The organism is Streptomyces sp. NPDC024632 (assembly GCF_055559175.1).
The window spans coordinates 213306-235220 of the sequence record NZ_JBVHLD010000001.1; the positions used below are offsets into that span (position 1 = coordinate 213306).

General features: G+C 72.9%; 25 protein-coding genes. 7 read left to right on the forward strand and 18 right to left on the reverse strand.

Annotated features, from left to right (window positions below; translation table 11 throughout):
- Nucleotides 1–298 precede the first annotated feature (298 nt).
- From trpC to ACZ37P_RS00940, 4 genes are all read right to left on the reverse strand, one after another.
- Nucleotides 299–1105, reverse strand: a complete 807-nt coding sequence (gene trpC / locus ACZ37P_RS00925; protein ID WP_467344202.1) for an indole-3-glycerol phosphate synthase TrpC — start codon at nt 1103–1105, stop codon at nt 299–301.
- Nucleotides 1106–1265: 160 nt separating this feature from the next.
- Nucleotides 1266–1739: a DUF2752 domain-containing protein gene (locus ACZ37P_RS00930; protein ID WP_401856630.1), complete on the reverse strand. Its 474-nt coding sequence runs from the start codon at nt 1737–1739 to the stop codon at nt 1266–1268.
- 87 nt (nt 1740–1826) lie between these two features.
- Nucleotides 1827–2126, reverse strand: coding sequence for an HGxxPAAW family protein (locus tag ACZ37P_RS00935; protein WP_355334011.1), 300 nt, complete (start codon nt 2124–2126; stop codon nt 1827–1829).
- Between the two features lie 128 nt (nt 2127–2254).
- On the reverse strand, nt 2255–3010 hold the full coding sequence (locus tag ACZ37P_RS00940) for a TIGR02234 family membrane protein (protein ID WP_391044022.1): 756 nt from the start codon (nt 3008–3010) through the stop codon (nt 2255–2257).
- Nucleotides 3011–3388: 378 nt separating this feature from the next.
- Between ACZ37P_RS00940 and ACZ37P_RS00945 the strand changes: the two genes are divergently transcribed.
- On the forward strand, nt 3389–4624 hold the full coding sequence (locus tag ACZ37P_RS00945) for a S53 family peptidase (RefSeq protein WP_467344203.1): 1236 nt from the start codon (nt 3389–3391) through the stop codon (nt 4622–4624).
- A gap of 112 nt (nt 4625–4736) precedes the next feature.
- Here ACZ37P_RS00945 and ACZ37P_RS00950 read toward each other — a convergent pair whose 3' ends face one another.
- Nucleotides 4737–6260 carry an anthranilate synthase component I gene (locus tag ACZ37P_RS00950; protein ID WP_355334017.1) on the reverse strand — a complete coding sequence of 508 codons (1524 nt, stop codon included), beginning with the start codon at nt 6258–6260 and terminating at the stop codon, nt 4737–4739.
- A 9-nt stretch (nt 6261–6269) separates the two neighbouring features.
- Nucleotides 6270–6683 carry a phosphoribosyl-AMP cyclohydrolase gene (gene hisI / locus ACZ37P_RS00955; RefSeq protein WP_391044019.1) on the reverse strand — a complete coding sequence of 138 codons (414 nt, stop codon included), beginning with the start codon at nt 6681–6683 and terminating at the stop codon, nt 6270–6272.
- A gap of 117 nt (nt 6684–6800) precedes the next feature.
- On the opposite strand from hisI, the gene ACZ37P_RS00960 reads away from it, so the two are divergent.
- Both ACZ37P_RS00960 and ACZ37P_RS00965 read left to right on the forward strand, forming a co-directional pair.
- The gene (locus tag ACZ37P_RS00960) at nt 6801–7745 is read left to right on the forward strand and encodes a hypothetical protein (protein ID WP_355334020.1); all 945 of its coding nucleotides are present in this window, start codon (nt 6801–6803) and stop codon (nt 7743–7745) included.
- 65 nt (nt 7746–7810) lie between these two features.
- Nucleotides 7811–8443, forward strand: a complete 633-nt coding sequence (locus ACZ37P_RS00965) for a TIGR03085 family metal-binding protein (RefSeq protein WP_355334023.1) — start codon at nt 7811–7813, stop codon at nt 8441–8443.
- Nucleotides 8444–8505: 62 nt separating this feature from the next.
- On the opposite strand, the gene ACZ37P_RS00970 is transcribed toward ACZ37P_RS00965, so the two are convergent.
- Nucleotides 8506–8877, reverse strand: a complete 372-nt coding sequence (locus tag ACZ37P_RS00970; protein ID WP_467344206.1) for a MarR family winged helix-turn-helix transcriptional regulator — start codon at nt 8875–8877, stop codon at nt 8506–8508.
- Between the two features lie 48 nt (nt 8878–8925).
- Here ACZ37P_RS00970 and ACZ37P_RS00975 point away from each other — a divergent pair, with 48 nt between their 5' ends.
- Entirely contained in the window at nt 8926–9747 is an 822-nt protein-coding gene (locus ACZ37P_RS00975; RefSeq protein WP_467344207.1) for a zinc-binding dehydrogenase, read from the forward strand.
- 33 nt (nt 9748–9780) lie between these two features.
- Here the strand turns inward: ACZ37P_RS00975 and ACZ37P_RS00980 are convergent, their stop codons facing one another.
- The 3 genes from ACZ37P_RS00980 to ACZ37P_RS00990 all read right to left on the reverse strand — a co-directional run bounded on the left by ACZ37P_RS00980 (nt 9781) and on the right by ACZ37P_RS00990 (nt 12323).
- Nucleotides 9781–10275, reverse strand: coding sequence for an FBP domain-containing protein (locus tag ACZ37P_RS00980; protein WP_391159740.1), 495 nt, complete (start codon nt 10273–10275; stop codon nt 9781–9783).
- 52 nt (nt 10276–10327) lie between these two features.
- Nucleotides 10328–11653 carry an MFS transporter gene (locus ACZ37P_RS00985; RefSeq protein WP_467344208.1) on the reverse strand — a complete coding sequence of 442 codons (1326 nt, stop codon included), beginning with the start codon at nt 11651–11653 and terminating at the stop codon, nt 10328–10330.
- 61 nt (nt 11654–11714) lie between these two features.
- Nucleotides 11715–12323: a helix-turn-helix domain-containing protein gene (locus tag ACZ37P_RS00990; protein ID WP_401856634.1), complete on the reverse strand. Its 609-nt coding sequence runs from the start codon at nt 12321–12323 to the stop codon at nt 11715–11717.
- 109 nt (nt 12324–12432) lie between these two features.
- Here ACZ37P_RS00990 and ACZ37P_RS00995 point away from each other — a divergent pair, with 109 nt between their 5' ends.
- Nucleotides 12433–13035: an O-methyltransferase gene (locus ACZ37P_RS00995; RefSeq protein ID WP_402713774.1), complete on the forward strand. Its 603-nt coding sequence runs from the start codon at nt 12433–12435 to the stop codon at nt 13033–13035.
- A gap of 58 nt (nt 13036–13093) precedes the next feature.
- Here the strand turns inward: ACZ37P_RS00995 and hisF are convergent, their stop codons facing one another.
- From hisF to hisD, 8 genes are all read right to left on the reverse strand, one after another.
- Nucleotides 13094–13849: an imidazole glycerol phosphate synthase subunit HisF gene (hisF, locus tag ACZ37P_RS01000; RefSeq protein ID WP_355334040.1), complete on the reverse strand. Its 756-nt coding sequence runs from the start codon at nt 13847–13849 to the stop codon at nt 13094–13096.
- Nucleotides 13846–14250, reverse strand: a complete 405-nt coding sequence (locus tag ACZ37P_RS01005; protein ID WP_355334043.1) for a Rid family hydrolase — start codon at nt 14248–14250, stop codon at nt 13846–13848. Before ACZ37P_RS01005 ends, hisF begins: the two co-directional genes overlap by 4 nt.
- Nucleotides 14247–14972 carry a bifunctional 1-(5-phosphoribosyl)-5-((5-phosphoribosylamino)methylideneamino)imidazole-4-carboxamide isomerase/phosphoribosylanthranilate isomerase PriA gene (gene priA / locus ACZ37P_RS01010; RefSeq protein WP_391044004.1) on the reverse strand — a complete coding sequence of 242 codons (726 nt, stop codon included), beginning with the start codon at nt 14970–14972 and terminating at the stop codon, nt 14247–14249. Before priA ends, ACZ37P_RS01005 begins: the two co-directional genes overlap by 4 nt.
- 110 nt (nt 14973–15082) lie before the next feature.
- On the reverse strand, nt 15083–15730 hold the full coding sequence (gene hisH / locus ACZ37P_RS01015; protein ID WP_391044002.1) for an imidazole glycerol phosphate synthase subunit HisH: 648 nt from the start codon (nt 15728–15730) through the stop codon (nt 15083–15085).
- A 14-nt stretch (nt 15731–15744) separates the two neighbouring features.
- Nucleotides 15745–15897 (reverse strand): hypothetical protein, encoded by a 153-nt coding sequence (locus tag ACZ37P_RS01020; protein WP_188280531.1) that lies wholly within the window; start codon nt 15895–15897, stop codon nt 15745–15747.
- Complete coding sequence (hisB, locus tag ACZ37P_RS01025; protein ID WP_355334053.1) at nt 15894–16487, reverse strand: imidazoleglycerol-phosphate dehydratase HisB; 594 nt, start codon at nt 16485–16487, stop codon at nt 15894–15896. Before hisB ends, ACZ37P_RS01020 begins: the two co-directional genes overlap by 4 nt.
- Nucleotides 16484–17641: a histidinol-phosphate transaminase gene (locus ACZ37P_RS01030; RefSeq protein ID WP_467344211.1), complete on the reverse strand. Its 1158-nt coding sequence runs from the start codon at nt 17639–17641 to the stop codon at nt 16484–16486. The genes hisB and ACZ37P_RS01030 overlap by 4 nt, the downstream gene beginning before the upstream one ends.
- Complete coding sequence (gene hisD, locus ACZ37P_RS01035; RefSeq protein ID WP_391043996.1) at nt 17626–18939, reverse strand: histidinol dehydrogenase; 1314 nt, start codon at nt 18937–18939, stop codon at nt 17626–17628. The genes ACZ37P_RS01030 and hisD overlap by 16 nt, the downstream gene beginning before the upstream one ends.
- Nucleotides 18940–19141: 202 nt before the next feature.
- Between hisD and ACZ37P_RS01040 the strand changes: the two genes are divergently transcribed.
- A complete protein-coding gene (locus ACZ37P_RS01040; protein WP_467344213.1) occupies nt 19142–20098 on the forward strand; it encodes an IS481 family transposase in 957 nt (318 codons plus the stop codon).
- Nucleotides 20099–20361: 263 nt separating this feature from the next.
- Entirely contained in the window at nt 20362–21867 is a 1506-nt protein-coding gene (locus tag ACZ37P_RS01045) for an oxidoreductase (RefSeq protein ID WP_391044274.1), read from the forward strand.
- The last annotated feature ends 48 nt before the right edge of the window (nt 21868–21915 follow it).

A 21915-nucleotide genomic window follows, 5' to 3' on the forward strand; every position in this document is an offset into this window, starting at 1 on the left:
AAAGACGGTCGCCCCGTCAGGGGCGCGAGGAACTGCGCGAGCAACCCACCACCGGCCGGTGGCCCGGACACCACCGAACTGCCCCGCCGGGGCGGGCGGTGACGTGCGAGAGCGTCGCGGCTGCCCGCGCAGTTCCCCGCGCCCCTGACGGGGCACGTTCTTGACGGAACCGCCCCGCGACGTGCGGCTCACGCGCCCTGACGGGGCACCGTCTCTCGCGAAGAACCGCCGTGCAAAGCGCGGTCGGGCGCCCTGACGGGGCACCGTAAGGGGTGTGGGGCCCTCCCCCGGAGGGGGGTTAGCGGCCGAAGCGGAGGGCGGGGTGGGCGCCGGCAGCCACGAGATCGGCGACCGCGGCACGCGGATCCTTGCCGGTGACGAGCGACTCGCCGACGAGCACGGCGTCGGCGCCGTCATTGGCATAGGCGATCAGGTCGTGGGGACCACGCACCCCGGACTCGGCGATCTTCACGATGTGGTCGGGAATCTCGGGCGCGACGCGGGCGAAGTTCCCGCGGTCGACCTCAAGGGTCTTGAGATTGCGCGCGTTGACCCCGATGATCTTCGCCCCGGCGTCCACCGCCCGCTCGACCTCCTCCTCGTCGTGCACCTCGACGATCGGGGTGAGGCCGATCGACTGGGCCCGCTCGACGAGCGAGACGAGGGCGTCCTGGTCGAGCGCGGAGACGATCAGCAGGGCGAGGTCGGCACCGTAGGCGCGGGCCTCCCAGAGCTGGTACGCGGTGACGATGAAGTCCTTGCGCAGGACCGGGATGTCGACCTTGGCGCGGACCGCTTCGAGGTCGGCGAGGGAGCCGCCGAACTTCCGCTGCTCGGTGAGGACGCTGATGACGGCGGCGCCGCCCGCCTCGTAGTCGGCGGCGAGCCCCGCGGGGTCGGCGATGGCGGCCAGCGCGCCCTTGGAGGGGCTGGACCGCTTGACCTCGCAGATCACCTTGACGCTGTCGCCGCGCAGGGCGGCCACCCCGTCCTTGGCGTCGCGCGCCTTGGTGGCCCGCTCCTTGAGTTCGTCGAGGGTGACGCGGGCCTGCCGCTCGGCGAGGTCAGCGCGGACTCCGTCGATGATCTCGTCGAGCACACTCACGCGAGAGCTCCCCTTCCGGACCGGGTTCGTACAGCGAAATGATCAAGCCAATGGTGGGAACCACCGACACTCCGATGGTATCGGGCGCCGGGCGCAGCGCCCGCATCCGGGGATTCGCGGTCCCACCACCTGGACAAGCATGCCCCGGAAGGCGGGCGGGTCACGGGATCAGCGCCGCGCCGAACGGCAGGTTCCGGACAACGGTGAAGACCAGCGCCAGGGCGAGGAGCGCCTTCCCGTACACCGGGCGCAGCACGGGTTCGAACGGTCTGCCGCGCAGCCTGCGGGTGAACCAGACGGCCCACACGACGGCGAAGACGACGTATCCGGCCACCGCGAGGGCGTTGCAGCCCAGCGCCGTGCCGAGGTGGCCGTGGGCGACGGCGTGGGCGCTGCGCAGGCCGCCGCAGCCGGGGCAGTAGATCCCGGTGTAGTGCAGCAGCGGGCAGGCCGGGTAGTGGCCGGGCGTGTTGGGGTCGACGGCGCCGACGTACGCGAAGGCGCCCGCCACCGCGCCGAGGAGGGCGAGCGGTACGGCGGCGCGCGAGAGGGCGCCGAGGGCCGCTCCGGGAGCCGTCCCGCGCGCCGCCGCGGGGGCCCGGCCTGCGGCCCGACCTGCTGTGTCGTGAATCACATCGCCGATTCTGCCCCCGGACGCACGAAGGCGCAGCGCGCGGACCCGGAGGTCGGCGGCTGCGCCCGGCGGGCGGGACCGGTGGGGTCAGGCGCTGGCGGGCGCCTCAGCGGGCGACTCCGTGTGCGTCGTCCCCTCCGGGGTGCGGACCTCCTGCGCGGCGTGGGCGCGGGCGACCCGTACCTCGGGTGACTCCTTGCTGCCCAGGCCCATGAGCTTCATCGCACCGCCGACGACGGGGCCGAGCAGGATGACGCCCATGCTCGCCCAGAAGGGGACCGGCTGGGCGGCGACCATGAACACGCCTCCGGCACAGAAGCCGATGAACGAGATGATCGAGCCGGTCCACGCGGCGGGGGTGTGGCCGTGGTCGTGATGGACCGCCATGAGTGCTCCCTGAATCCTCTCGGTCGGTGGCGTCCTTTCGCCGCCGACTTCGTCTTCCATTGTTGCGCGTGTTCCGGGGTTGCCGTGCACGGGGGTGGAACGGGCGGTCGCGGCACGCGCGGGACCGGTCAGCCGGGGGCCTGCGTGGGGTCCTCGCCCCGGTCCAGCGCCTTCCACAGGTCCTCGGCCCGGTCGGGGTCGATCGGCGCGGGCGCGGCGGCGGCCCTGCCGCGCAGCGAGGGGCGGCTGCCCGGCCGGTCGTAGCGGCTGGACATCGCGGGCCAGGCGTGGCCGTAGCGCAGTGCGAGCAGGCCCGCGAGGAGCAGCAATACGCCGCCCGCGACGGCGACCAGCGGCCAGCCAGTGGTGCTCGTGTGGCCCGCGGTGGCGCGGGTGAGGCCGGACGCGGCGGCGGCCCGTTCGTTGAGGGCGCCGGTGGCCGCGCGGCGGGCGAGCACGACGACGACCACGCCGAGGCCGGAGAGCGCGAGCAGCCCGGAGACGACGTACCGGCCGATCCGGCGCACGGCGAAGACGGCGACGAGCGCGGCCAGGCCGACCAGGGCCAGCGCGCCGGGCAGCGCGGTGGCCTGGCTGCCGGTGGCGTGCACCGGGAGGGTGCCCTGGCCGAAGGCGACGGTGCCGCGCGCCCAGGTCTTGCCCGCCGCGAGCAGCACGACGCTGGCGCCGATCACGCCGCACGCGAGCGCGACGGCGAGGACGCGCATGGCGGTGCGCCGCGCGGCCGAGGGCGCGGCACCGGGGCCGGTCCCGCGTTCGGGCCCGGCTTCGGTCGCCCGGCCGGGTTCGACCCCGGTCTCGCGGTCGGTCGCGGCTTCGGTCTCGACGGCTTGGTCAGCGCGGGGCTGAGGGACGGCACTCACCCCACCACTATCGCCTGTCGGCGCGGCGGCCCGTCCGGCGGGGGCACCGGGCGGCCGGACCGGGGGTCGCGGCGCGCGGCTGAAAACACGCCGTGGCGATCGGTCCCGAATGGTCACGAAGCGGTACGGAACAGCCGTCGCACACCACACCGGGACGACTCGATTTCACACCTGCCGGGAGGTCAGCACCAGGCAATGCCTTGCCCAACTCCCTTATGCCACAAGTAAAGCGGAGGTATAGCTTCCAGCCCCCTCCTTGTTGGCGTGCGCTCGTCACCATACGTTCTCGGCCGTCCCACTGATGTCAACTCGCACCAATGGCACCACCTGTCACGCATCCCACAAGCCCCCGGTTCACCCCCCCACAGGAGGCAATAGTTGCGTTCGATCACCCTCACACCCACCGCCCGCCGCACCGCGCTCGCGGTCACCGCCGCCGCCGGACTGGCCCTGTCGGGGCTGGCCCTGGCGCCGTACGCCGGTGCCTCCCCCGCCGCGCACGGCGTCAGCACCGCGCGCTCCTGCGCCCTCAGCACCCATCCGGACGTGATGGCGTGCAAGGCGCTCAAGGTCACCCAGGGCGTCAACACGCTCAAGAAGTCCACCGGTTCGGTGGACCCGGCCGCGGCCCCCTCCGGCCTCGGCCCGGCCGATCTCCAGAGCGCGTACGCCCTGCCCTCCTCCGGCGGGTCCGGCGCGACCGTGGCGATCGTCGACGCGTACGACGACCCCAACGCCGAAGCGGATCTGGCCACTTACCGCTCCACGTACGGCCTGCCCGCCTGCACCACCGACAACGGCTGCTTCTCGAAGGTCGGCCAGTCCGGCAGCGCCTCCTCGCTGCCGAGCGCCGACGCGGGCTGGGCCGAGGAGATATCGCTCGACCTCGACATGGTCAGCGCCGCCTGCCCCGACTGCCACATCCTCCTGGTCGAGGCCGACGACTCCTCGATGACCAACCTGGGCGAGTCCGTCAACACCGCGGTGTCGCTGGGCGCGAAGTACGTCTCCAACAGCTACGGCGGCGGCGAGTCCTCCTCGGACCCGTCGTACGACAGCTCGTACTTCGACCACCCCGGTGTCGCCATCACCGTCAGCGCCGGTGACAGCGGCTACGGCGCCGAGTACCCGGCCGCCTCCCAGTACGTCACCGCCGTCGGCGGCACCTCGCTCACCAGCGACTCCTCCAGCCGCGGCTGGACCGAGTCCGTCTGGACGGGCACCGGCTCCGGCTGCTCCTCCTACGACGCCAAGCCGTCCTGGCAGACGGACGCCGACTGCGGCAAGCGCACCATCGCCGACGTCTCGGCGGTCGCCGACCCCGCGACGGGCGTCGCCGTCCACGACACGTACGGCTCGGACACCGGCTGGGAGGTCTTCGGCGGCACCAGCGCCTCGTCGCCGCTGATCGCGGCCGTCTACGCCCTCGCCGGGGCGCCCTCGGCCGGGTCCTACCCCGCCTCGTTCCCCTACGCGCACGCCGACGCGCTCAACGACGTGGCCGGCGGCTCGAACGGCTCGTGCGGCGGCTCGTACCTGTGCACCGGCGTGAGCGGCTTCGACGGCCCGACGGGCCTCGGCACGCCGAACGGCACGGCGGCCTTCGCGGGCTGACGGCACCCACACGGGCGCGAGGAACCGCGCGACGAGCCACGACGCGCACGCGCGTCCTGGCTCGTCGCTCACGCCTCTCGACGACCGGCTGACCGCCTCCGGAAGGCGACCGTCACAGGCGGTTGGCGGTGGCCACCGCGCGCAGGACGGCGGCGGCCTTGTTGCGGCACTCGGTGTCCTCGGCCACCGGATCGCTGTCGGCGACGACACCGGCCCCGGCCTGGACGTAGGCGGTGCCGTCGCGGAGCAGCGCCGTACGGATGGCGATGGCGGTGTCGGAGTCACCGGCGAAGTCGAGGTAGCCGACGCAGCCGCCGTACAGACCGCGCCGGGACGGCTCCAGCTCCTCGATGATCTGCATGGCGCGCGGCTTGGGGGCGCCGGAGAGGGTGCCCGCGGGGAAGCAGGCGGTGAGCACGTCGAAGGCGGTACGGCCCTCGGCGACCTGGCCGGTGACAGTCGAGACGATGTGCATGACGTGGGAGTAGCGCTCGACGGACATGAAGTCGACGACCTCGACGCTGCCGGGTTCGCAGACGCGGCCCAGGTCGTTGCGGCCGAGGTCGACCAGCATCAGGTGCTCGGCGCGTTCCTTGGGGTCGGCCAGCAGTTCCTCGGCGAGCGCGGTGTCCTGTCGCGGGGTGGCGCCGCGCGGGCGGGTGCCCGCGATCGGGTGGACCATGGCGCGGCCGTCCTCGACCTTGACCAGGGCCTCGGGGCTGGAGCCGACGACGTCGAAGTCGCCGCCCTCGCCGCCGGGGAAGCGGAAGAGGTACATGTACGGGCTGGGGTTGGTGGCCCGCAGGACGCGGTAGACGTCGAGCGCGCTGGCCGTGCACGGGGTCTCGAAGCGCTGCGAGGGGACGACCTGGAAGGCCTCACCCGCGCGGATACGTTCCTTGATGTCGTCGACCGCGCGCTGATAGGCGGCGCCGCCCCACAGGGCGGTGTATTCGGGCAGTTCCGACGGCGGCAGCTCGACGGGGACGTATTCGACCGGCTTGGCCAGGTCGGCCTGCATGGCGTCGAGGCGGGCGACGGCGTCCGCGTGGGCCTCGTCCACCCCGGTGTCGCGGTCGTTGTGGTTGATCGCGTTGGCGATCAGCAGGACCGTGCCGTCCCAGTGGTCGAGGACGGCGAGGTCGGAGGTGAGCAGCATGGTCAGTTCCGGCAGCCGCAGGTCGTCGCGGGTCCGCTCGCCGATCCGCTCCAGGCGGCGCACGATGTCGTAGCCGAGGTAGCCGACCATGCCGCCGGTGAAGGGCGGCATCCCCGCCGCCAGGTCGCGCGGGGTGTGCAGGGCGTCGACGGTGACGCGCAGCGCCTCCAGCGGGTCGCCGTCGACCGGGACGCCGACCGGCGGCGTGCCGAGCCAGTGCGCCTGGCCGTCGCGCGCGGTGAGCGTGGCGGCCGACCGGACGCCGACGAAGGAGTAGCGCGACCACGTCCGGTCTCCCCCGGAGCCTTCGGCCTGGGAGGTGCCTCCGTCCGCCGACTCCAGCAGGAACGTTCCCGTCCGCTCCCCCGCGAGCTTGCGGTACAGCCCGACCGGAGTGTCGCCGTCGGCGAGCAGCCTGCGCGTCACGGGAATCACCCGGCGGTCGACCGCCAGCTTGCGGAAGGTCTCAAGGTCCATGGGCCGAGATTAGTGGTCACGGCCGGGCGCCGGGAGCGGCCGGTACGGCGAAGGGCGGACCGGCTGGCCGAGCGGCAGCACGTCGGCGTCGAAACACGTGCGGTCGCCGGTGTGGCAGGCGGCGCCGACCTGGTCGACCTTCACCAGCAGGGTGTCGCCGTCGCAGTCCAGCGCGACGGACTTGACGTGCTGGACGTGGCCCGAGGTGTCGCCCTTGACCCAGTACTCCTGGCGGCTGCGGCTCCAGTAGGTGCAGCGGCCGGTGGTGAGGGTGCGGTGCAGGGCCTCGTCGTCCATCCACCCCAGCATCAGCACTTCACCGGTGTCGTATTGCTGGGCGATGGCGGGTACGAGTCCGTCGGCCGTGCGCTTGAGGCGGGCGGCGACTGCTGGGTCGAGTGCGGTGGCGGGCATGGTGACCATTCTGCCGCCGAATATCAAGAACTCGAAAAGGGTCAATAACCGGCAAAGAGGGCAAGTGAGTTGACCACCATCCGGTTGTCGCTCGCTCATGTCACCCGTATGGGGCATCCTGCCTGCATGGGTTTTCCACCACCGCCGCAAGAAGGACCGCCGCCGCCTCCGGATCAAGGAGGCGGTTTCGGGCCACCGCAGGGCTTCGGCCCCCCTCCTCCCCCGCCGCCCGCTGACGGCGGCTATGGCTATCCGCAACAAGGCGGCGGTCAGAACTACGGTTATCCGCAGGAGCCGACGCAGGCCGCGCCGGGTCCTTACGGCCAGCAGGGCTACGGTCAGCAGGGCGGCTACGGCCAGCCGGGCCCGCCCGGACCGCCCGCCCCGCCCGGTGGCTACGGCTACCCGCAGGGCCCCGGCGGCTACCCGCCGCCCCCGCCGCCGCCGAACAACACCAAGCGCAATGTGCTGATCGCGATAGCCGCGGTCGTGGTGATCGGCGGTATCGGCACCGCGGTCGCCGTCTCCGGCGGCAGCGACAGCAAGAACGACGCGAAGCCGACGCCGTCGATCAGCGGTCTGCCGTCAGGACTGCCGTCCATGCCGTCCTTCACGGAGCCGACGCCCAGCTTCACGCTGCCGTCGGACACCCCGACGTTCGACACCCCGACCGACGACCCGTTCACCGACTTCCCGAGCATCACCCCGACCGAGAAGGTCGTGCCGTACGTGGTGCTCTCGCCGGGCAAGTGCTTCGACGCGCCGACCCTCACGCCGACCGTCGACACGGTGACCACCAAGTCGTGCAGCTCCGCGCACGACGGCCAGGTCGTCGCCAACGAGACGCTGTCCGGCACCTTCAGCACCGACTCGGAGATCCAGTCGAAGGCGCTGGAGCTGTGCACGGCCGACGCCAAGAAGCACCTTCCCGCGGACGGGCGGCTGTACTACCCGTACGCGCTCTTCCCGAAGCTGACCACCTACGAGCTCCAGGGCCGCAAGACGGTGACCTGCTCGCTCACGCTCAACAACGGCACCAACAGCAAGAAGCTCTACGCTCCGCTGGGCTGACGCCTCACGGGGGCGGCAGGGGCGGGGAGCGGACGTATCGGCCAAGGGGCCGTTAATCTGGGGTCATGTCGACACATGCCCAGCGCGAACGTCTGCTCCTCGCCGATCTGCTGGAGCAGTCAGGACCCGACGGCCCGACGCTGTGCGAGGGCTGGTCCACCCGCGACCTGGCCGCGCACGTCGTGGTACGCGAACGGCGCGGTGACGCGGCGGCGGGGCTGGTCATCCCGCAGCTCAAGGACCGTGCGGAACGGGTCCGCAAGGAGTACGCGCGAAAGCCGTACGAAGAGCTGATCCAGCTCATCAGGACCGGCCCGCCGCGGATGTCGCCCTTCACCATCAAGCAGGTGGACGAGGCTTCCAACACCGTCGAGTTCTACGTCCACGCCGAGGACGTCCGGCGTGCCACGCCCGACTGGACGCCGCGTGCCATCGACCCCGTCTTCGCCGACACGCTGTGGGCCCGGCTGGAGCGTGCCGCGCGGCTCGCGGGCCGCCGCTCCCCGGTCGGCCTGGTGCTGCGCCGTCCGAACGGCCAGACCGCCGTCGCCCGCAAGGGCTCTCCCGTGGTGACCGTGACCGGTGAGCCGTCCGAGCTGACGATCTTCGTCTTCGGCCGCCAGGACGCCGCCGAGGTCGAGGTGGACGGCGACAAGGACGCGGTGGCGCGCCTGTACGCGGCGAAGCTCGGACTGTGACGCGGTAGGCGGCAGGCGCGTCCGTCGCCCCGGCGGGCGACAGCCCCTCGGCCCCGTGCTTCTCACAGCGCGCTGTTGCCGGACACCACAGCGCTCGCCAGCACGGACAGGGCGGCGCGCTGCTCGTCGGTGAGGCCGACCGCGAGCGCGCGGATCCGCCGGTCGGCGTCGGCCTCCAGCGCCCGGGCCGCCGCCCGCCCTTCGTCGGTCAGTGACACCTGTACGGCGCGGCCGTCGTGCGGCGCGGGGGTGCGGCGGACCAGACCGCGGCGCTCGGCCCGGTCGACCAGGCCGGTGATGCTGGATTTGTCCAGCTCCAGATGGCGGGCGAGTTCCCGCATGCCCGGCTCCCGGTCCCCGAGCACGCCCAGCAGGCGCAGCTGGATGACCGACAGGCCCAACTCGGCCGCGACCTTCCCCAGCGCGTTCTGCACGAGGAACGAGAGCTGCGCCAGAGCGTCGACGATTCCCAGGTCAGCCGCGTGCGCGGGCGGTTCGTCGTGCGCTCCGGCGGACGGTGCGGCGGGGGCGGCGTCGGGCGGCTGGCCGACGGCAGCGCGGTGTACTTCGTGGTCGACGACGACGTGCCCGGCACCATGGCCGAGCGGGCGCTGGTCGACCCGCGGCGCGCCGTACCGCTGCCCGCGGACGCCGACCCGGTGGTCGTCGCGGCGGCGATGAACCCCGCCCTGTCCTCGTGGGTCGCGCTGCGCCGCCGGATCTCCTTCCGTGCGGGCCAGAGCGTGCTGGTGCTCGGCGCGACGGGGAACGCCGGGCAGATGGCCGTCCAGATCGCCCGGCACCTCGGCGCCGAGCGGGTCGTGGCCGCCGGGCGGGACGCCGACCGGCTCGCCCTGCTCGGCGGCCTCGGCGCCACCGACGTGGTCTGCCTCGCGGGCGACCCCGAGGAGGCCGCCGACCGGCTCGGCGAGGCCGCGGCGGACGTGGACGTCGTGATCGACTACACCTGGGGCGCGCCGACCGAGCGGGCCCTCCCCGCGCTGCTCACCCGCCGCACCGACCGTGCCGCCGCCCTCGACTGGATCCAGATCGGCTCCACGGCCGGACCCGACATCACCCTGCCGTCCTTCGTCCTGCGCGCCGCCAACCTCCGCGTCATGGGCAGTGGCCAGGGCTCCGTCACCACCGCGGGCATCGTCGCCGAACTTCCTTCGCTGGTCGCTCAACTCACGGCCGGGGTCTTCTCCGTCGCGGCCGACGCCGTATCCCTTTCCGAGGTCGAGCGTGCCTGGACGGCTCCCGTCGGGCCGGGCCGCCGGCTCGTCCTCACGCCGACCGCGTGACCCGGCTTCTCCGGCGCACCGCCGTTCGTCCGGCTAGGCGACGACCTTGGCGAGGAAGCCGTCGAGGTTGCGGAGGGTGCGGGCGATCTGTTCGTCGAGGGTGAGGGTCTCCTCGAGCCGCTTCACCAGGGCGGAGCTCTTCTTGCCGCGGACGTAGAGGGAGCAGGCGAGGTCGGCGCACATGTAGAGGGCGACGGTGTTGCCCTGGCGACCGGCGGCGCCCGCGAGCGGGGCCGCCAGGAGGTCGACGCCGCCGCCGGAGTGACCGGTGAGGCAGAGGGAGCAGAGGCTGCTGCGCATCAGATTGCGCCGGGCGCCGGGGGCGATCCGCAGGACGATGCCCACGGGCTCGTCGCCGGGCCGCACCAGATAGGCGCGGTCGCGGGCGCCGGGGTCGCGCCAGCCCAGGAAGTCCAGGTCGCTCCACGGCAGGTCGCCCAGATCCCTGGGCAGGCTGATCCGCTTCGCCTCCCCCTTGGAGCAATTGACGAACGAGCCGCGAATCTCTGCATCACCGAGCGGGTCCATGAGCGCGAAGCTAACAGGAGGCCCCCGTGCACGTCACAGCATTTTCTCGGCGTCAGTCCCGGCCCGCGGCCACCGGCTCGGCGGCAGCCGTCACGTCCGCCGCCGGGCGCGGCGACCGCTTCCCGCGGGGAAGTTCCGCGGTGCGGATCGCGGGGGTGGCGAGGCCGACGACGCCTCCGGTCATGGTGAGGACGGCGCTGGTGAGGAAGACGGGGGCCGGGCCCCAGGCGGCGACGGCGGCGCCGAAGAGGGGGTAGGCCAGGGGGGCGAGGCCGAAGCTGCTGAGGCTCATCACCGAGGTGACGCGGCCGAGGTAGCCGGGGTCGGCCGCCGACTGGATGAGGGCGTACGCGAGGCTGCCGCAGATGCCGCAGAACAGGCCGCTCAGCGCGGCGACGGCGACCGCGAGGGCAGGCGAGGGCGCCACGCCGATCAGGCCGACGCCCGCGGCGCCCGCGAACAGGGCGCCGATCTGGACGGCCCCGGCCCGCGGCAGACGGCCCCGTACGGTCAGCAGCAGCGCGCCGCACCCGGCGCCCGCGCCGAAGCCCGCGATGATCCAGCCGTAGCCGGACGAGCCCCACCCGCGGTGCTGGGCGAGCAGGATCATGCCGACGTTCAACGGGCCGACCAGGCCCAGTTCGCAGATGGCGGCGGACAGGACCAGCGGGCCGACGAGCCGGTGGCGGCGGACGTACCGCAGTCCGTCGAGCAGATCCCGCCAGGCGCTCGCGCCCTCCTCGGGCCCGTCGCTCCCGGCGGGCGCCTCGGGCAGCGGGCTCATGCGGGTGGCGATCAGCAGCGGTACGGAGACCGCGAAGAGCGCGCCCGCCAGGGCGAAGGCGGCCGTGGCGCCGCCGAGCCCCATCGCGAGGCCGCCGACCGGCGGTCCGACGATGGTGCCGAAGCGGATGGTGAGTGACCGCATGCCCTGCAAGCGGGTGAGCTGGTCGGCGGCGACGATCCGCGGCGGCAGCGCGCCGACGGCCGGCATGAACAGCGCGTCCACGACGCCGAAGAGCAGCGAGACGACGACCAGCAGCCACAGCCCGGGCGAGGAGAGCGCCAGCGTCGCCGCGGCGCAGAGGATCAGCGCGCAGCGCACCGCGTCGCTCCCGATCACCACCTTGCGCGGCCCGAACCGGTCGGCGATCACTCCCCCGCCGAGCATCAGCACCGCGCGCGGCACCGCGCCGACCGCCATCACCAGGCCCACCTGCGTCGGCGGCGCCACCTTGGCGGCGGCGAAGCCGAGGGCGAGGAAGTAGACGCAGTCGCCGAGCATGGACGCGGTGTACGCGATCAGCCAGCGCAGCACGTTCCCGTCCTTGTGCGCGGGCCTGCCGTGCGGTGTTGCGGATATCGCGGTCGCCGTCATGGTGGCGGCCCTCCTCTGGTCTCGACGTCGGGTCGGGCGCGGTCTGAGGGGCCTTCCGCGGTCACTCCCGGAACGGGAATCCGTACATCTGCACGGCCACCAGCTCCCGGCCCTCGGTGTCGCCCGCCTCGACCGCCGCCTTGCCGCGGTCGATCCAGCGGCGCATGAGCGCGGTGATCTCCTCGTCCATCTCGTGGAGTTCGGCGGCGCTGAGCCGCGGCATGTACTCGGAGCTGAAGGAGGCGTCGGTCCACTCCCCCGCCCAGGCGGCCTGTTGGGCCAGGTAGCGCTCGTACCGCTCGTAGCGGCTGGCCAGGAGCTGCCTGGTGACCTCGTTGACGACGGCTGCGCCCTCGGGCCGGTCCGTGAAGTCCCCGCTGCGGAAGGAGAAGCCGCGCTCGGCGGAGACCTTCCACCAGCGCTCGCGGCCGTCGGTGCTCTTCTCGGGGGCCTCGACGATGAAGCCGTGGGCGGCGAGCTTGCGCAGGTGGTAGCTGACCAGGGACACCGCCTCGTCCACCTGGTCGGCCAGGTGGGAGGCGGTGGCGGCACCCGAGGTGACCAGGTGGCGGTAGAGCTGGATGCGCAACGGGTGGGTGAAGACCTTCAGCGCGTCGAGGTCGGTGATGCGCTGGGCCTGGGGCCGGAGGGCGTCGTCTTTTTCTGGCACGACCACCAGCCTAGATAGGAAAGAAAAGTTGCGCAATCTAATTTGCGCAACTTCTCTTTCTCATCTGTTCACCGGCCGTGGACCGGGCGCCCCCGGCAGGATGTCGGGCATGTCACTCGACGGCACCCGCGCGCACCTCCGCGGCCCCGGCGACCTGCCCCCGCTGGTCGAACGCGCCGCCCGCACCGCACAGCAGCTCGGCTTCCCCTACTCCTGCCGCCCCGAGCAGGGCCGCCTGCTGCGCGCGCTCGCCGCGGGCGCCACCCGTATCGGCGAGACCGGTACCGGACTCGGAGTGGGGCTCGGCTGGCTGGTCACGGGCATGCGGGACGACGCCACCGCGGTGAGCGTCGAGCGCGATCCGGGGCGCGCGGAAACGGCCGCCTGGCTGTTCTCGGACCTCGCGCCGCAGGTCACCGTCGAATGCGGCGACTGGAAGGACATCGCCGCGCACGGCCCCTTCGACCTGCTGGTCCTGGACGGCGGCGGCCAGGGGAAGGGGGACGAGGCGGCCGATCCCGTGGAGCTGCTGCGGCCCGGCGGCGTCCTCGTCGTGGACGACTTCACGCCCGCCGACCGATGGCCGCCGCTGCACGAGGGCAGCCCCGATTTGGCCAGGCTGCACTGGCTGGAGCACCCGGCGCTGCGCTCGGTGGAGATACCGCTCGCGCCGGACCTCGCGGCGCTGGTCTGCACCCGCCGCCAGGACTGAGCCGCCGAAAAGCGGAGCCGCCGCACATGGAGAGCGGCGGCCGACGGAAACCCCGTGCTCAGCGCACCGGGTGCCCGGCCTCCCGCAGCGCCGTCTTGACCTCGCCGATCCGCAGGTCGCCGAAGTGGAAGACGGACGCGGCCAGTACGGCGTCGGCGCCCGCCGCCACCGCGGGCGCGAAGTCGGCGAGGCGGCCCGCGCCGCCGGAGGCGATCACCGGGACCGTCACCAGCTTGCGGACGGCCGCGATCATCTCCGTGTCGTAGCCGTCCTTGGTGCCGTCCGCGTCCATCGAGTTGAGCAGGATCTCGCCCGCGCCCAGCTCGGCCGCGCGCTGAGCCCACTCCACCGCGTCGATGCCGGTGCCGCGCCGCCCGCCGTGCGTGGTGACCTCGAAGGAACCCGAGGGGGTGCGCCGCGCGTCCACCGACAGCACCAGCACCTGCCGGCCGAACCGCTCGGCGATCTCCCGGATCAGCTCGGGCCTGGCGATGGCCGCCGTGTTGACGCCCACCTTGTCGGCGCCCGCGCGCAGCAGCAGGTCCACGTCCGTGACCGTCCGCACACCGCCGCCCACGGTGAGCGGGATGAAGACCTGCTCGGCCGTACGGCGGACGACGTCGTACGTGGTCTCCCGGTCGCCGGAGGAGGCGGTGATGTCCAGGAAGGTCAACTCGTCGGCGCCCTCGGCGTCGTAGAGCTTGGCCATCTCCACCGGGTCGCCCGCGTCCCGCAGATTCCGGAAGTTGACGCCCTTCACGACGCGGCCGTTGTCCACGTCGAGGCAGGGGATGACACGGACCGCGAGGGTCATCTGCCGGCTCCTCGGTAGGCTTCGATCTCCACCTCGACCAGGACGCGGGAGTCCATGAAACCGGCCACCACGACCATGGTGGCGGCGGGCCGCACGGCCCCGAACAGCTCCCGGTGGGCGCGCCCGACGTCGTCGGCGTCCCTGGCGTGGCTCATGTACATGCGGGTGCGGATCACGCTGTCGGGCCCGAGGCCGAAGGGCTCGATCGCCGCCAGCGCGTTCCCGAAGGCGAGCAGGGCCTGTTCGTACGGGCTGCCCTCGCCGCGCACCTCGCCGTCGACGAGGGGCATCGTGCCGGACACCAGGACCAGGTCCCCCGCCGCGACGGCGCGGGCGAAACCGATGGTCTCCTCCAGCGGGCTTTCGGACTGGTCGCGCCGTACTGCGGGGGTCTCCGTCATCGTGATACCGCCTCCAGGGCTTCTTCCAAGGTGAACGCCTTGGCGTAGAGCGCCTTTCCGACAATCGCGCCTTCGACACCCCGCGGCACGAGAGTCGCGATGGCGCGCAGGTCGTCGAGGGACGAGACGCCGCCGGACGCGACGACCGGCCGGTCGGTGGCGGCGCAGACCCCGGCGAGCAGTTCCAGGTTGGGGCCCTGGAGCGTACCGTCCTTGGCGATGTCGGTGACGACGTACCGCGCGCAGCCCTCGGAGTCCAGCCGGGCCAGCGTCTCGTAGAGGTCGCCGCCGTCGCGGGTCCAGCCCCGGCCGCGCAGCGTGGTGCCGCGCACGTCGAGGCCGACCGCGATCCGGTCGCCGTGCTCGGCGATGACCTTGGCGACCCACTCCGGGGTCTCCAGCGCGGCCGTGCCGAGGTTGACGCGGGTGCAGCCGGTGGCCAGCGCGGCGGCGAGCGTGTCGTCGTCGCGGATGCCGCCGGACAGCTCGACCTTGATGTCCATCGAACGGGCCACCTCGGCGATCTGCGCCCGGTTGTCGCCGGTGCCGAAGGCCGCGTCGAGGTCCACCAGGTGCAGCCACTCCGCGCCCGCCGCCTGCCAGGCCAGCGCGGCGGCGTGCGGGTCGCCGTAGGACGTCTCGGATCCGGACTCGCCGTGCACGAGGCGTACGGCCTGGCCGTCCCGGACGTCGACGGCGGGGAGGAGTTCGAGCCTGTTCATCGGGTGCGTCCTACGTCGTAGAAGGGAGGAGGTGAAAGCGGACGGTGGAAGGGGGCCGGGCGGCGAGTGAGAGGGTCTAACGGGTCGAGCGGTTGACGCGTGAGACCGCGTTAGAGGGTGTCCAGCCAGTTGGTGAGCAACTGGGCGCCCGCGTCGCCGGATTTCTCCGGGTGGAACTGGGTGGCCCACAGCGCGCCGTTCTCCACCGCGGCCACGAACGGCTCGCCGTGCGTGGCCCAGGTGACCTTCGGCGCGCGGATCGCCGCGTTGTGCGTGTCGAATTCCCACTCGCGCACCGCGTAGGAGTGCACGAAGTAGAAGCGGGCGTCGGTGTCCAGGCCCGCGAACTGCCGTGAGTCGGCGGGCGGCCGTACGGTGTTCCAGCCCATGTGCGGGACGACGGGCGCCTTCAGCGGCTCGACCGTGCCGGGCCACTCGTCGAGCCCTTCGGTCTCCACGCCGTGCTCGATGCCGCGGGCGAAGAGGATCTGCATGCCGACGCAGATGCCCATGACCGGCCGTCCGCCGGCCAGCCTGCGGCCGACGATCCAGTCGCCGCGTACGCCCTTCAGGCCCGCCATGCAGGCGGCGAAGGCGCCGACGCCGGGCACCAGCAGCCCGTCGGCGTTCATCGCCCGGTCGAAGTCGGCGGTGATCTCCACCTCGGCCCCGGCGCGCGCGAGCGCCCGCTCGGCCGAACGGACGTTGCCGAAGCCGTAGTCGAGGACGACCACGCTCTTGTGCCTCAGTCCAGTCATGTCGGCTCCTCCCGCTAGAGCTGGAGCAGCCCGGCCGCCAGCGCCATCACGGAGCCGATGGCCAGGACCGCGATCATGCTCTTGGACTGCTTCTGCTGCCAGAAGGAGTAGACGCCTCCGGCGAGGAAGAGCCCGAGCAGGATGAAGAGGGTCGAGTACGTGTTCATAGCGCGCCCTTGGTCGACGGCAGGATTCCGGCGGCGCGCGGGTCGCGCTCGCTGGCGTAGCGCAGCGCCCGGGCGAGCGCCTTGAACTGGCACTCCACGATGTGGTGCGCGTTGCGCCCGTACGGCACGTGGACGTGCAGCGCGATCTGCGCCTGGGCGACGAAGGACTCCAGGATGTGCCGGGTCATCGTGGTGTCGTAGGAGCCGATCATCGGCGCCATGTTCTCCGGCTCGGTGTGCACCAGGTAGGGGCGGCCCGACAGGTCGACGGTCACCTGGGCGAGGGATTCGTCCAGCGGGACCGTGCAGTTGCCGAAGCGGTAGATGCCGACCTTGTCGCCGAGCGCCTGCTTGAACGCGGCACCGAGCGCGAGCGCGGTGTCCTCGATCGTGTGGTGCGTGTCGATGTGCAGGTCGCCCTCGGTCTTCACCGACAGGTCGAACAGGCCGTGCCTGCCGAGCTGGTCGAGCATGTGGTCGTAGAAGCCCACACCGGTGGAGACGGCCACCTGTCCCGTACCGTCCAGGTCGATCTCGACGACGACGGACGTCTCCTTGGTGCTGCGCTCCACGCGGCCCACGCGGGTCATGCGGACTCCTCCGTACGGTGGTGCCTGATGTGCTGCTGGTCGCTGTGTTCCTTGACCACGGTCCTGACGGCGTCGAGGAACGCGTCGTTCTCCGCCGGGGTGCCCGCGGAGACCCGCAGCCAGCCGGGGACGCCGTTGTCCCGGACGAGGACGCCGTGGTCGAGGATCGCCTGCCAGGCGGCGTGACTGTCGGCGAAGCGGCCGAACTGCACGAAGTTGGCGTCGGACTCGGTGACCGCGCAGCCGATCGCCGTCAACTCGGCGACGAGCCGGTCCCGTTCGTCCTTGAGCTGCTGGACGTAGCCGAGCAGTGTGTCGGTGTGCTCCAGGGCGGCCAGCGCGGTCGCCTGGGTGACCGAGGACAGGTGGTACGGCAGCCGGACGAGCTGCACCGCGTCCACCACGGCGGGGTCGGCCGCCAGATAGCCGAGCCGCAGCCCGGCGGCGCCGAACGCCTTGGACATGGTGCGGGTCAGCACCAGGTGCGGGCGGCTCTCGATCAGCGGCAGCAGCGACGGGCGGTGCGAGAACTCCCCGTACGCCTCGTCCACCACCACCATCGACGGCTTGGCGGCCTGCGCGGCCTCGTACAGCGCCAGTACGGTCGCGGCGTCCACGGCCGTACCGGTCGGATTGTTGGGCGAGCAGACGAACACCACGTCGGGGCGGCGGCGGTGGATCTCGCGGACCGCCGCGTCCACGTCGATCCGGAACTCCGCGTCGCGCGGCCCGGAGATCCAGCCGGTGCCGGTGCCGCGCGAGATCAGCGCGTGCATCGAGTACGACGGCTCGAAGCCGATCGCGGTCCTGCCGGGGCCGCCGAAGGTCTGAAGGAGCTGCTGGATGACCTCGTTGGAGCCGTTGGCCGCCCACACCTGGTCGCTGCCCACGCGGTGGCCCGCGGTCCTGGACAGATACGCGGCCAGCTCGGTGCGCAGCTCGACGGCGTCCCGGTCCGGGTAGCGGTTGAGCTGCCGGGCGGCCTCGGTGACGCGCTCGGCGATCCGGGCGACCAGCGCGTCGGGCAGCGGATACGGGTTCTCGTTGGTGTTCAGCCGCACCGGCACGTCGAGCTGGGGCGCGCCGTACGGGGACTGGCCGCGCAGTTCGTCGCGGATGGGCAGGTCGTCGATGCCGGTCACGGGAGGTCCCATCCGAAGCGGGCCTTGACCGCGGCGCCGTGCGCGGGCAGGTCCTCGGCCTCGGCGAGCGTCACCACGTGGTGGGCGACCTCGGCGAGCGCGTCGCGCGTGTAGTCCACGACGTGGATGCCGCGCAGGAAGGACTGCACGGACAGGCCCGAGGAGTGGCAGGCGCAGCCGCCGGTGGGCAGGACGTGGTTGGAGCCCGCGCAGTAGTCGCCGAGCGAGACGGGGGCGTGCGGGCCGACGAAGATCGCGCCCGCGTTGCGCACGCGGGCCGCGACGGCGGCGGCGTCCTCGGTCTGGATCTCCAGGTGCTCGGCGGCGTAGGCGTCCACCACCTCCAGGCCCTGGTCGAGGGTGTCGACCAGCACGGTCGCCGACTGGCGGCCGGTGAGCGAGGCGGTGATCCGCTGGGTGTGCCGGGTGGCCTCGACCTGGGCCTCCAGCTCCTTGTCGACCGCGTCGGCCAGCTCGGGCGAGGTGGTGACCAGGACGGCGGCCGCGAGCGGGTCGTGCTCGGCCTGGCTGATCAGGTCGGCGGCGACGTAGCCGGGGTCGGCGGCGGCGTCGGCGAGGATCGCGATCTCGGTGGGCCCGGCCTCGGCGTCGATGCCGATCCGGCCCTTGAGCAGGCGCTTGGCGGCGGCCACGTAGATGTTGCCGGGGCCGGTGACGAGGTTGACCGGGCGGCACTCGTCGGTGCCGTACGCGAACATCGCGACGGCCTGCGCGCCGCCGGTGGCGTACACCTCGGTCACGCCGAGCAGGGCGCAGGCGGCGAGGATGGTGGGGTGCGGGGAGCCGCCGAAGTCCTTCTGCGGCGGGGAGGCCACCGCGATGCCCTCGACCCCGGCCTCCTGCGCGGGCACGACGTTCATCACGACGGACGACGGGTAGACGGCGAGGCCGCCGGGCACGTAGAGGCCCACGCGCTGGACGGGCAGCCACTTCTCGGTGACGGTCCCGCCGGGCACGACCCGTGTGGTGACGTCCTGGCGGCGCTGTTCGCGGTGGACCAGGCGGGCGCGGCGGATCGACTCCTCCAGCGCGGCGCGCACGGCCGGGTCGAGCGCGGCCAGCGCGTCGCTCAGCGCCCGCTCGGGCACCCGCAGCCGGTCGACCCTGACGCCGTCGAACCGCTCTCCGTACTCGATGACCGCCGCCGTGCCGCGATGGCGCACGTCCTCGCAGATCGGCCGCACGGTGTTCAGCGCCGCCTCCACGTCGAACTCGGCTCGGGGCAGCAGGTCGCGGTCGATCCCGCCCTCGGGGAAGGCGGCACCGCGCAGATCGATTCGGGAGATCACCCTGCCAAGTGTAGAGACCCGGGCATGGGGGACGTCCCGCGGTTCCACTCCGTGATACGCCGCCCGGGACGGGCCCGCCGCTGTCGCGGGCATGGCCTAGGTGTATTGATCACGAGCGTTGTTGACATGTGCCGGTGCTTGATCATGGCGAGGACCTCCGGTGTGGTGGAGCTGTCTAGGACTGCACCGCACGGAGGTCTTCGTGTCCCACCGTAATGCCCGGCTGACCGTTCACGGCAGACGGATCCTCGTCGAGCGTGTCCGCTCGGGCCGCCCGGTGGCGCATGTCGCCGCCGAGATGGGGATCTCGCGGACCACGGCCCACAAGTGGGTCAGGCGGTGGCGGGCCGAGGGCGAAGCCGGTCTGCACGACCGCTCCAGCCGGCCGCACAGGACACCGCACCGCACCCCGGCCGCGGTCGAGGCCCGCGTGTGCGAGCTGCGCCAGGCCCGCAAGCTCGGGCCGGCCCGGATCGGCCCGGTCCTGGGCATGCCCGCCTCGACCGTGCACCGGGTCTTGGCCCGCCACGGCCTGAACCGCCTGGCATACATCGACCGGCCCACCGGCGACATCATCCGCCGCTACGAACGCGACCGCCCCGGCGAACTGATCCACATCGACGTCAAGAAACCCGGCCGGATCCCCGACGGCGGCGGCTGGCGCACCCGCGGCCGCCAGGCCACCCGGGCCGGGAAACCGGGTGCCGGCTTCGACTACATCCACTCCGCCGTCGACGACCACACACGCCTGGCCTACAGCGAAGTCCACCCCGACGAGAAAGCCGCCACCTGCGCAGACTTCCTCCGCCGCGCAGCAGCCTTCTTCGCCACCACCGGCATCACCCGCATCGAACGCGTCCTGACCGACAACGCCTGGTCCTACCGCAAAAGCGCCCTGTGGAAGCAGGCCCTGGCCGACCTCGGCGCGACCGGCAAACTCACCCGCGCCTACCGCCCGCAGACCAACGGCAAGGTCGAACGCTTCAACCGCACCCTGCTCGACGAATGGGCCTACCAACAGCCCTACACCACCAACGACCAGCGGACCGCAGCCCTGGCAGACTTCCTCCACACCTACAACCACCACCGCACCCACACCGCACTCGGCGGCCAGCCACCCATCACCCGCGTCAACAACCCTCCAGGTCAATACACCTAGGGCGTGTCCGTAAAGTCGCGTCGTCCGCCCGGAGGGCGGGGCTGGCGGTGTCTGGTGCGTGCGATCGCAAGGCGTAGGGCCGTCCTCATAGTGGGCCTATTCGGATGAGCCCGACAACGCGGCGAGCGTGCGTGCCAGGCGCCGCCGGCCAGACGAGACTTTACGGACACGCCCTAGCGTGGCGGCGGGTCGTGGGAGGGGGAAGGGTGAGCGAGCGTCGTGGTGAGGGGCCGCCGGGCGACTGGACGGCTGTGGAGCAGGGGATGTGGCGGGCCTTCCGGCTCGGTGCGGCCTTCGGGGCGGGGGCCGGGGGGACGCCCGCGGTACGGGCCGACGCCGTCGCGCAGCTGCTGCTGGACGGGCCGCCGCCGGAGCCGGGGCGGGTGGCGGCGCTCAAACTGGCGGGCCTGCGGATCACCGGCCGTCTGTCGCTGGCGGGCGGCACCGTCGCCCCCTACGTGCAGTTCGACGACTGCCGCTTCGAGGACCAGGTGCTGCTGCCGGAGTGCCGGGCGGGCAGTGTCCGGCTGGTGCGCTGCCACCTCCCGCGGCTGGAGGCCGCCCGGCTCCAGATCACCGGTGACCTGCATCTGCCGCAGTGCGTCGTGACCGGCGGCATCCGCCTGACCGACGCCCAGATCGGCACCGACCTCCTGCTCAACCAGCTCACCGTCCGCCGCGACCGCCACGGCCGCGCCATCGCCGCCGACGGTCTCACCGTCGGCCAGGACCTGGACGCCGAACTCCTCGACCTGCGCGGCGAGTTCAGCCTCCGCAGCGCCCGCGTCGGCGGCCGTCTCAACCTGCGCGGGGCCACCCTGCGCAATCCGTACGGCCGCGACGCGCTCAACGCCGCCCGCACGACGGTCGAGCACACCGTCTACCTCACCACCAGTTGGCCCGCGAACCGCTCGCCCGACACGACCGCGGCTCCCGGCGGGACGGACCCCGCGGGCGGCGGCGAGCCGTCCGGCACGGCCCGCAGGGAGTTCAGCGCGGAGGGCGGGGTACGGCTGGACGACGCCCGGGTGGGCAACGCCGTGGTGATCGACCGGGCGCGGTTCCGGCTGGGGGAAGGGCAGCAGCTCTCGCTACGGCGCTTGCAGACGCCCGAGTTGCGGATCACCTTGGGGACGCCGCCCAGCGGGACGGTGTCGTTGGCGGGCGCGCGGGTGGGGCGGCTGACCGACGCGCCGCAGAGCTGGCCGGGGCCGGGGCAGGTCGATCTGACGGACTTCTCCTACGAGGCGCTGACCCCGCGCACCGCCTTCCCGCTGCGCGAGCGCGTCGCGTGGCTGAACGCGGCGACGCCGGAATACAGTCCCGGCCCGTACGAGCGGCTGGCCGCCGCGCTGCGGGCGGGCGGCGAGGACGCGCACGCCCGCGAGGTGCTGCTGGCCAAGCAGCGCCGCCGCCGCGAGTCGCTGCCGCCGGCCGGGCGGGCGTGGGGGTGGCTCCAGGACGTGACGGTCGGATACGGCTACCGGCCCGGCCGGGCGGCGGTGTGGATGGCGGTGCTGTGGGCGCTGGGAGCGCTGTACTTCGCCCTCCACAGGACGCCGCCCCCGGCGGGGAACGACTACCGGCCGCATTGGAGCCCCGCGCTCTACGCCCTTGACCTGCTCCTGCCGGTGATCGACCTCGGCCAGGACAACGCGTGGCGGGAGGTCGGCGTCAGCCAGTGGGTGGCCTCCCTGCTCACCCTGCTCGGCTGGACCCTCGCCACCACGGTCGCCGCGGGCGCCTCCCGCATGCTCAGCCGCGGTTGAGCACGGGCGGCTGCCCTCGGCCGCGGTCGGGCCGGACGACAGCCGTCA

Coding starts and splice junctions, on each gene's coding strand:
- ACZ37P_RS00935 (WP_355334011.1), bottom strand. CDS start 2,126: ATGGCGGTCCATCACGACCACGGCCACACCCCCGCCGCGTGGACCGGC.
- ACZ37P_RS00950 (WP_355334017.1), bottom strand. CDS start 6,260: ATGGACCTTGAGACCTTCCGCAAGCTGGCGGTCGACCGCCGGGTGATT.
- hisI (WP_391044019.1), bottom strand. CDS start 6,683: ATGGTCACCATGCCCGCCACCGCACTCGACCCAGCAGTCGCCGCCCGC.
- ACZ37P_RS00960 (WP_355334020.1), top strand. CDS start 6,801: ATGGGTTTTCCACCACCGCCGCAAGAAGGACCGCCGCCGCCTCCGGAT.
- ACZ37P_RS00965 (WP_355334023.1), top strand. CDS start 7,811: ATGTCGACACATGCCCAGCGCGAACGTCTGCTCCTCGCCGATCTGCTG.
- ACZ37P_RS00980 (WP_391159740.1), bottom strand. CDS start 10,275: ATGGACCCGCTCGGTGATGCAGAGATTCGCGGCTCGTTCGTCAATTGC.
- ACZ37P_RS00985 (WP_467344208.1), bottom strand. CDS start 11,653: ATGACGGCGACCGCGATATCCGCAACACCGCACGGCAGGCCCGCGCAC.
- ACZ37P_RS00995 (WP_402713774.1), top strand. CDS start 12,433: ATGTCACTCGACGGCACCCGCGCGCACCTCCGCGGCCCCGGCGACCTG.
- hisF (WP_355334040.1), bottom strand. CDS start 13,849: ATGACCCTCGCGGTCCGTGTCATCCCCTGCCTCGACGTGGACAACGGC.
- ACZ37P_RS01005 (WP_355334043.1), bottom strand. CDS start 14,250: ATGACGGAGACCCCCGCAGTACGGCGCGACCAGTCCGAAAGCCCGCTG.
- priA (WP_391044004.1), bottom strand. CDS start 14,972: ATGAACAGGCTCGAACTCCTCCCCGCCGTCGACGTCCGGGACGGCCAG.
- hisH (WP_391044002.1), bottom strand. CDS start 15,730: ATGACTGGACTGAGGCACAAGAGCGTGGTCGTCCTCGACTACGGCTTC.
- ACZ37P_RS01020 (WP_188280531.1), bottom strand. CDS start 15,897: ATGAACACGTACTCGACCCTCTTCATCCTGCTCGGGCTCTTCCTCGCC.
- hisB (WP_355334053.1), bottom strand. CDS start 16,487: ATGACCCGCGTGGGCCGCGTGGAGCGCAGCACCAAGGAGACGTCCGTC.
- ACZ37P_RS01030 (WP_467344211.1), bottom strand. CDS start 17,641: ATGGGACCTCCCGTGACCGGCATCGACGACCTGCCCATCCGCGACGAA.
- ACZ37P_RS01045 (WP_391044274.1), top strand. CDS start 20,362: ATGTGGCGGGCCTTCCGGCTCGGTGCGGCCTTCGGGGCGGGGGCCGGG.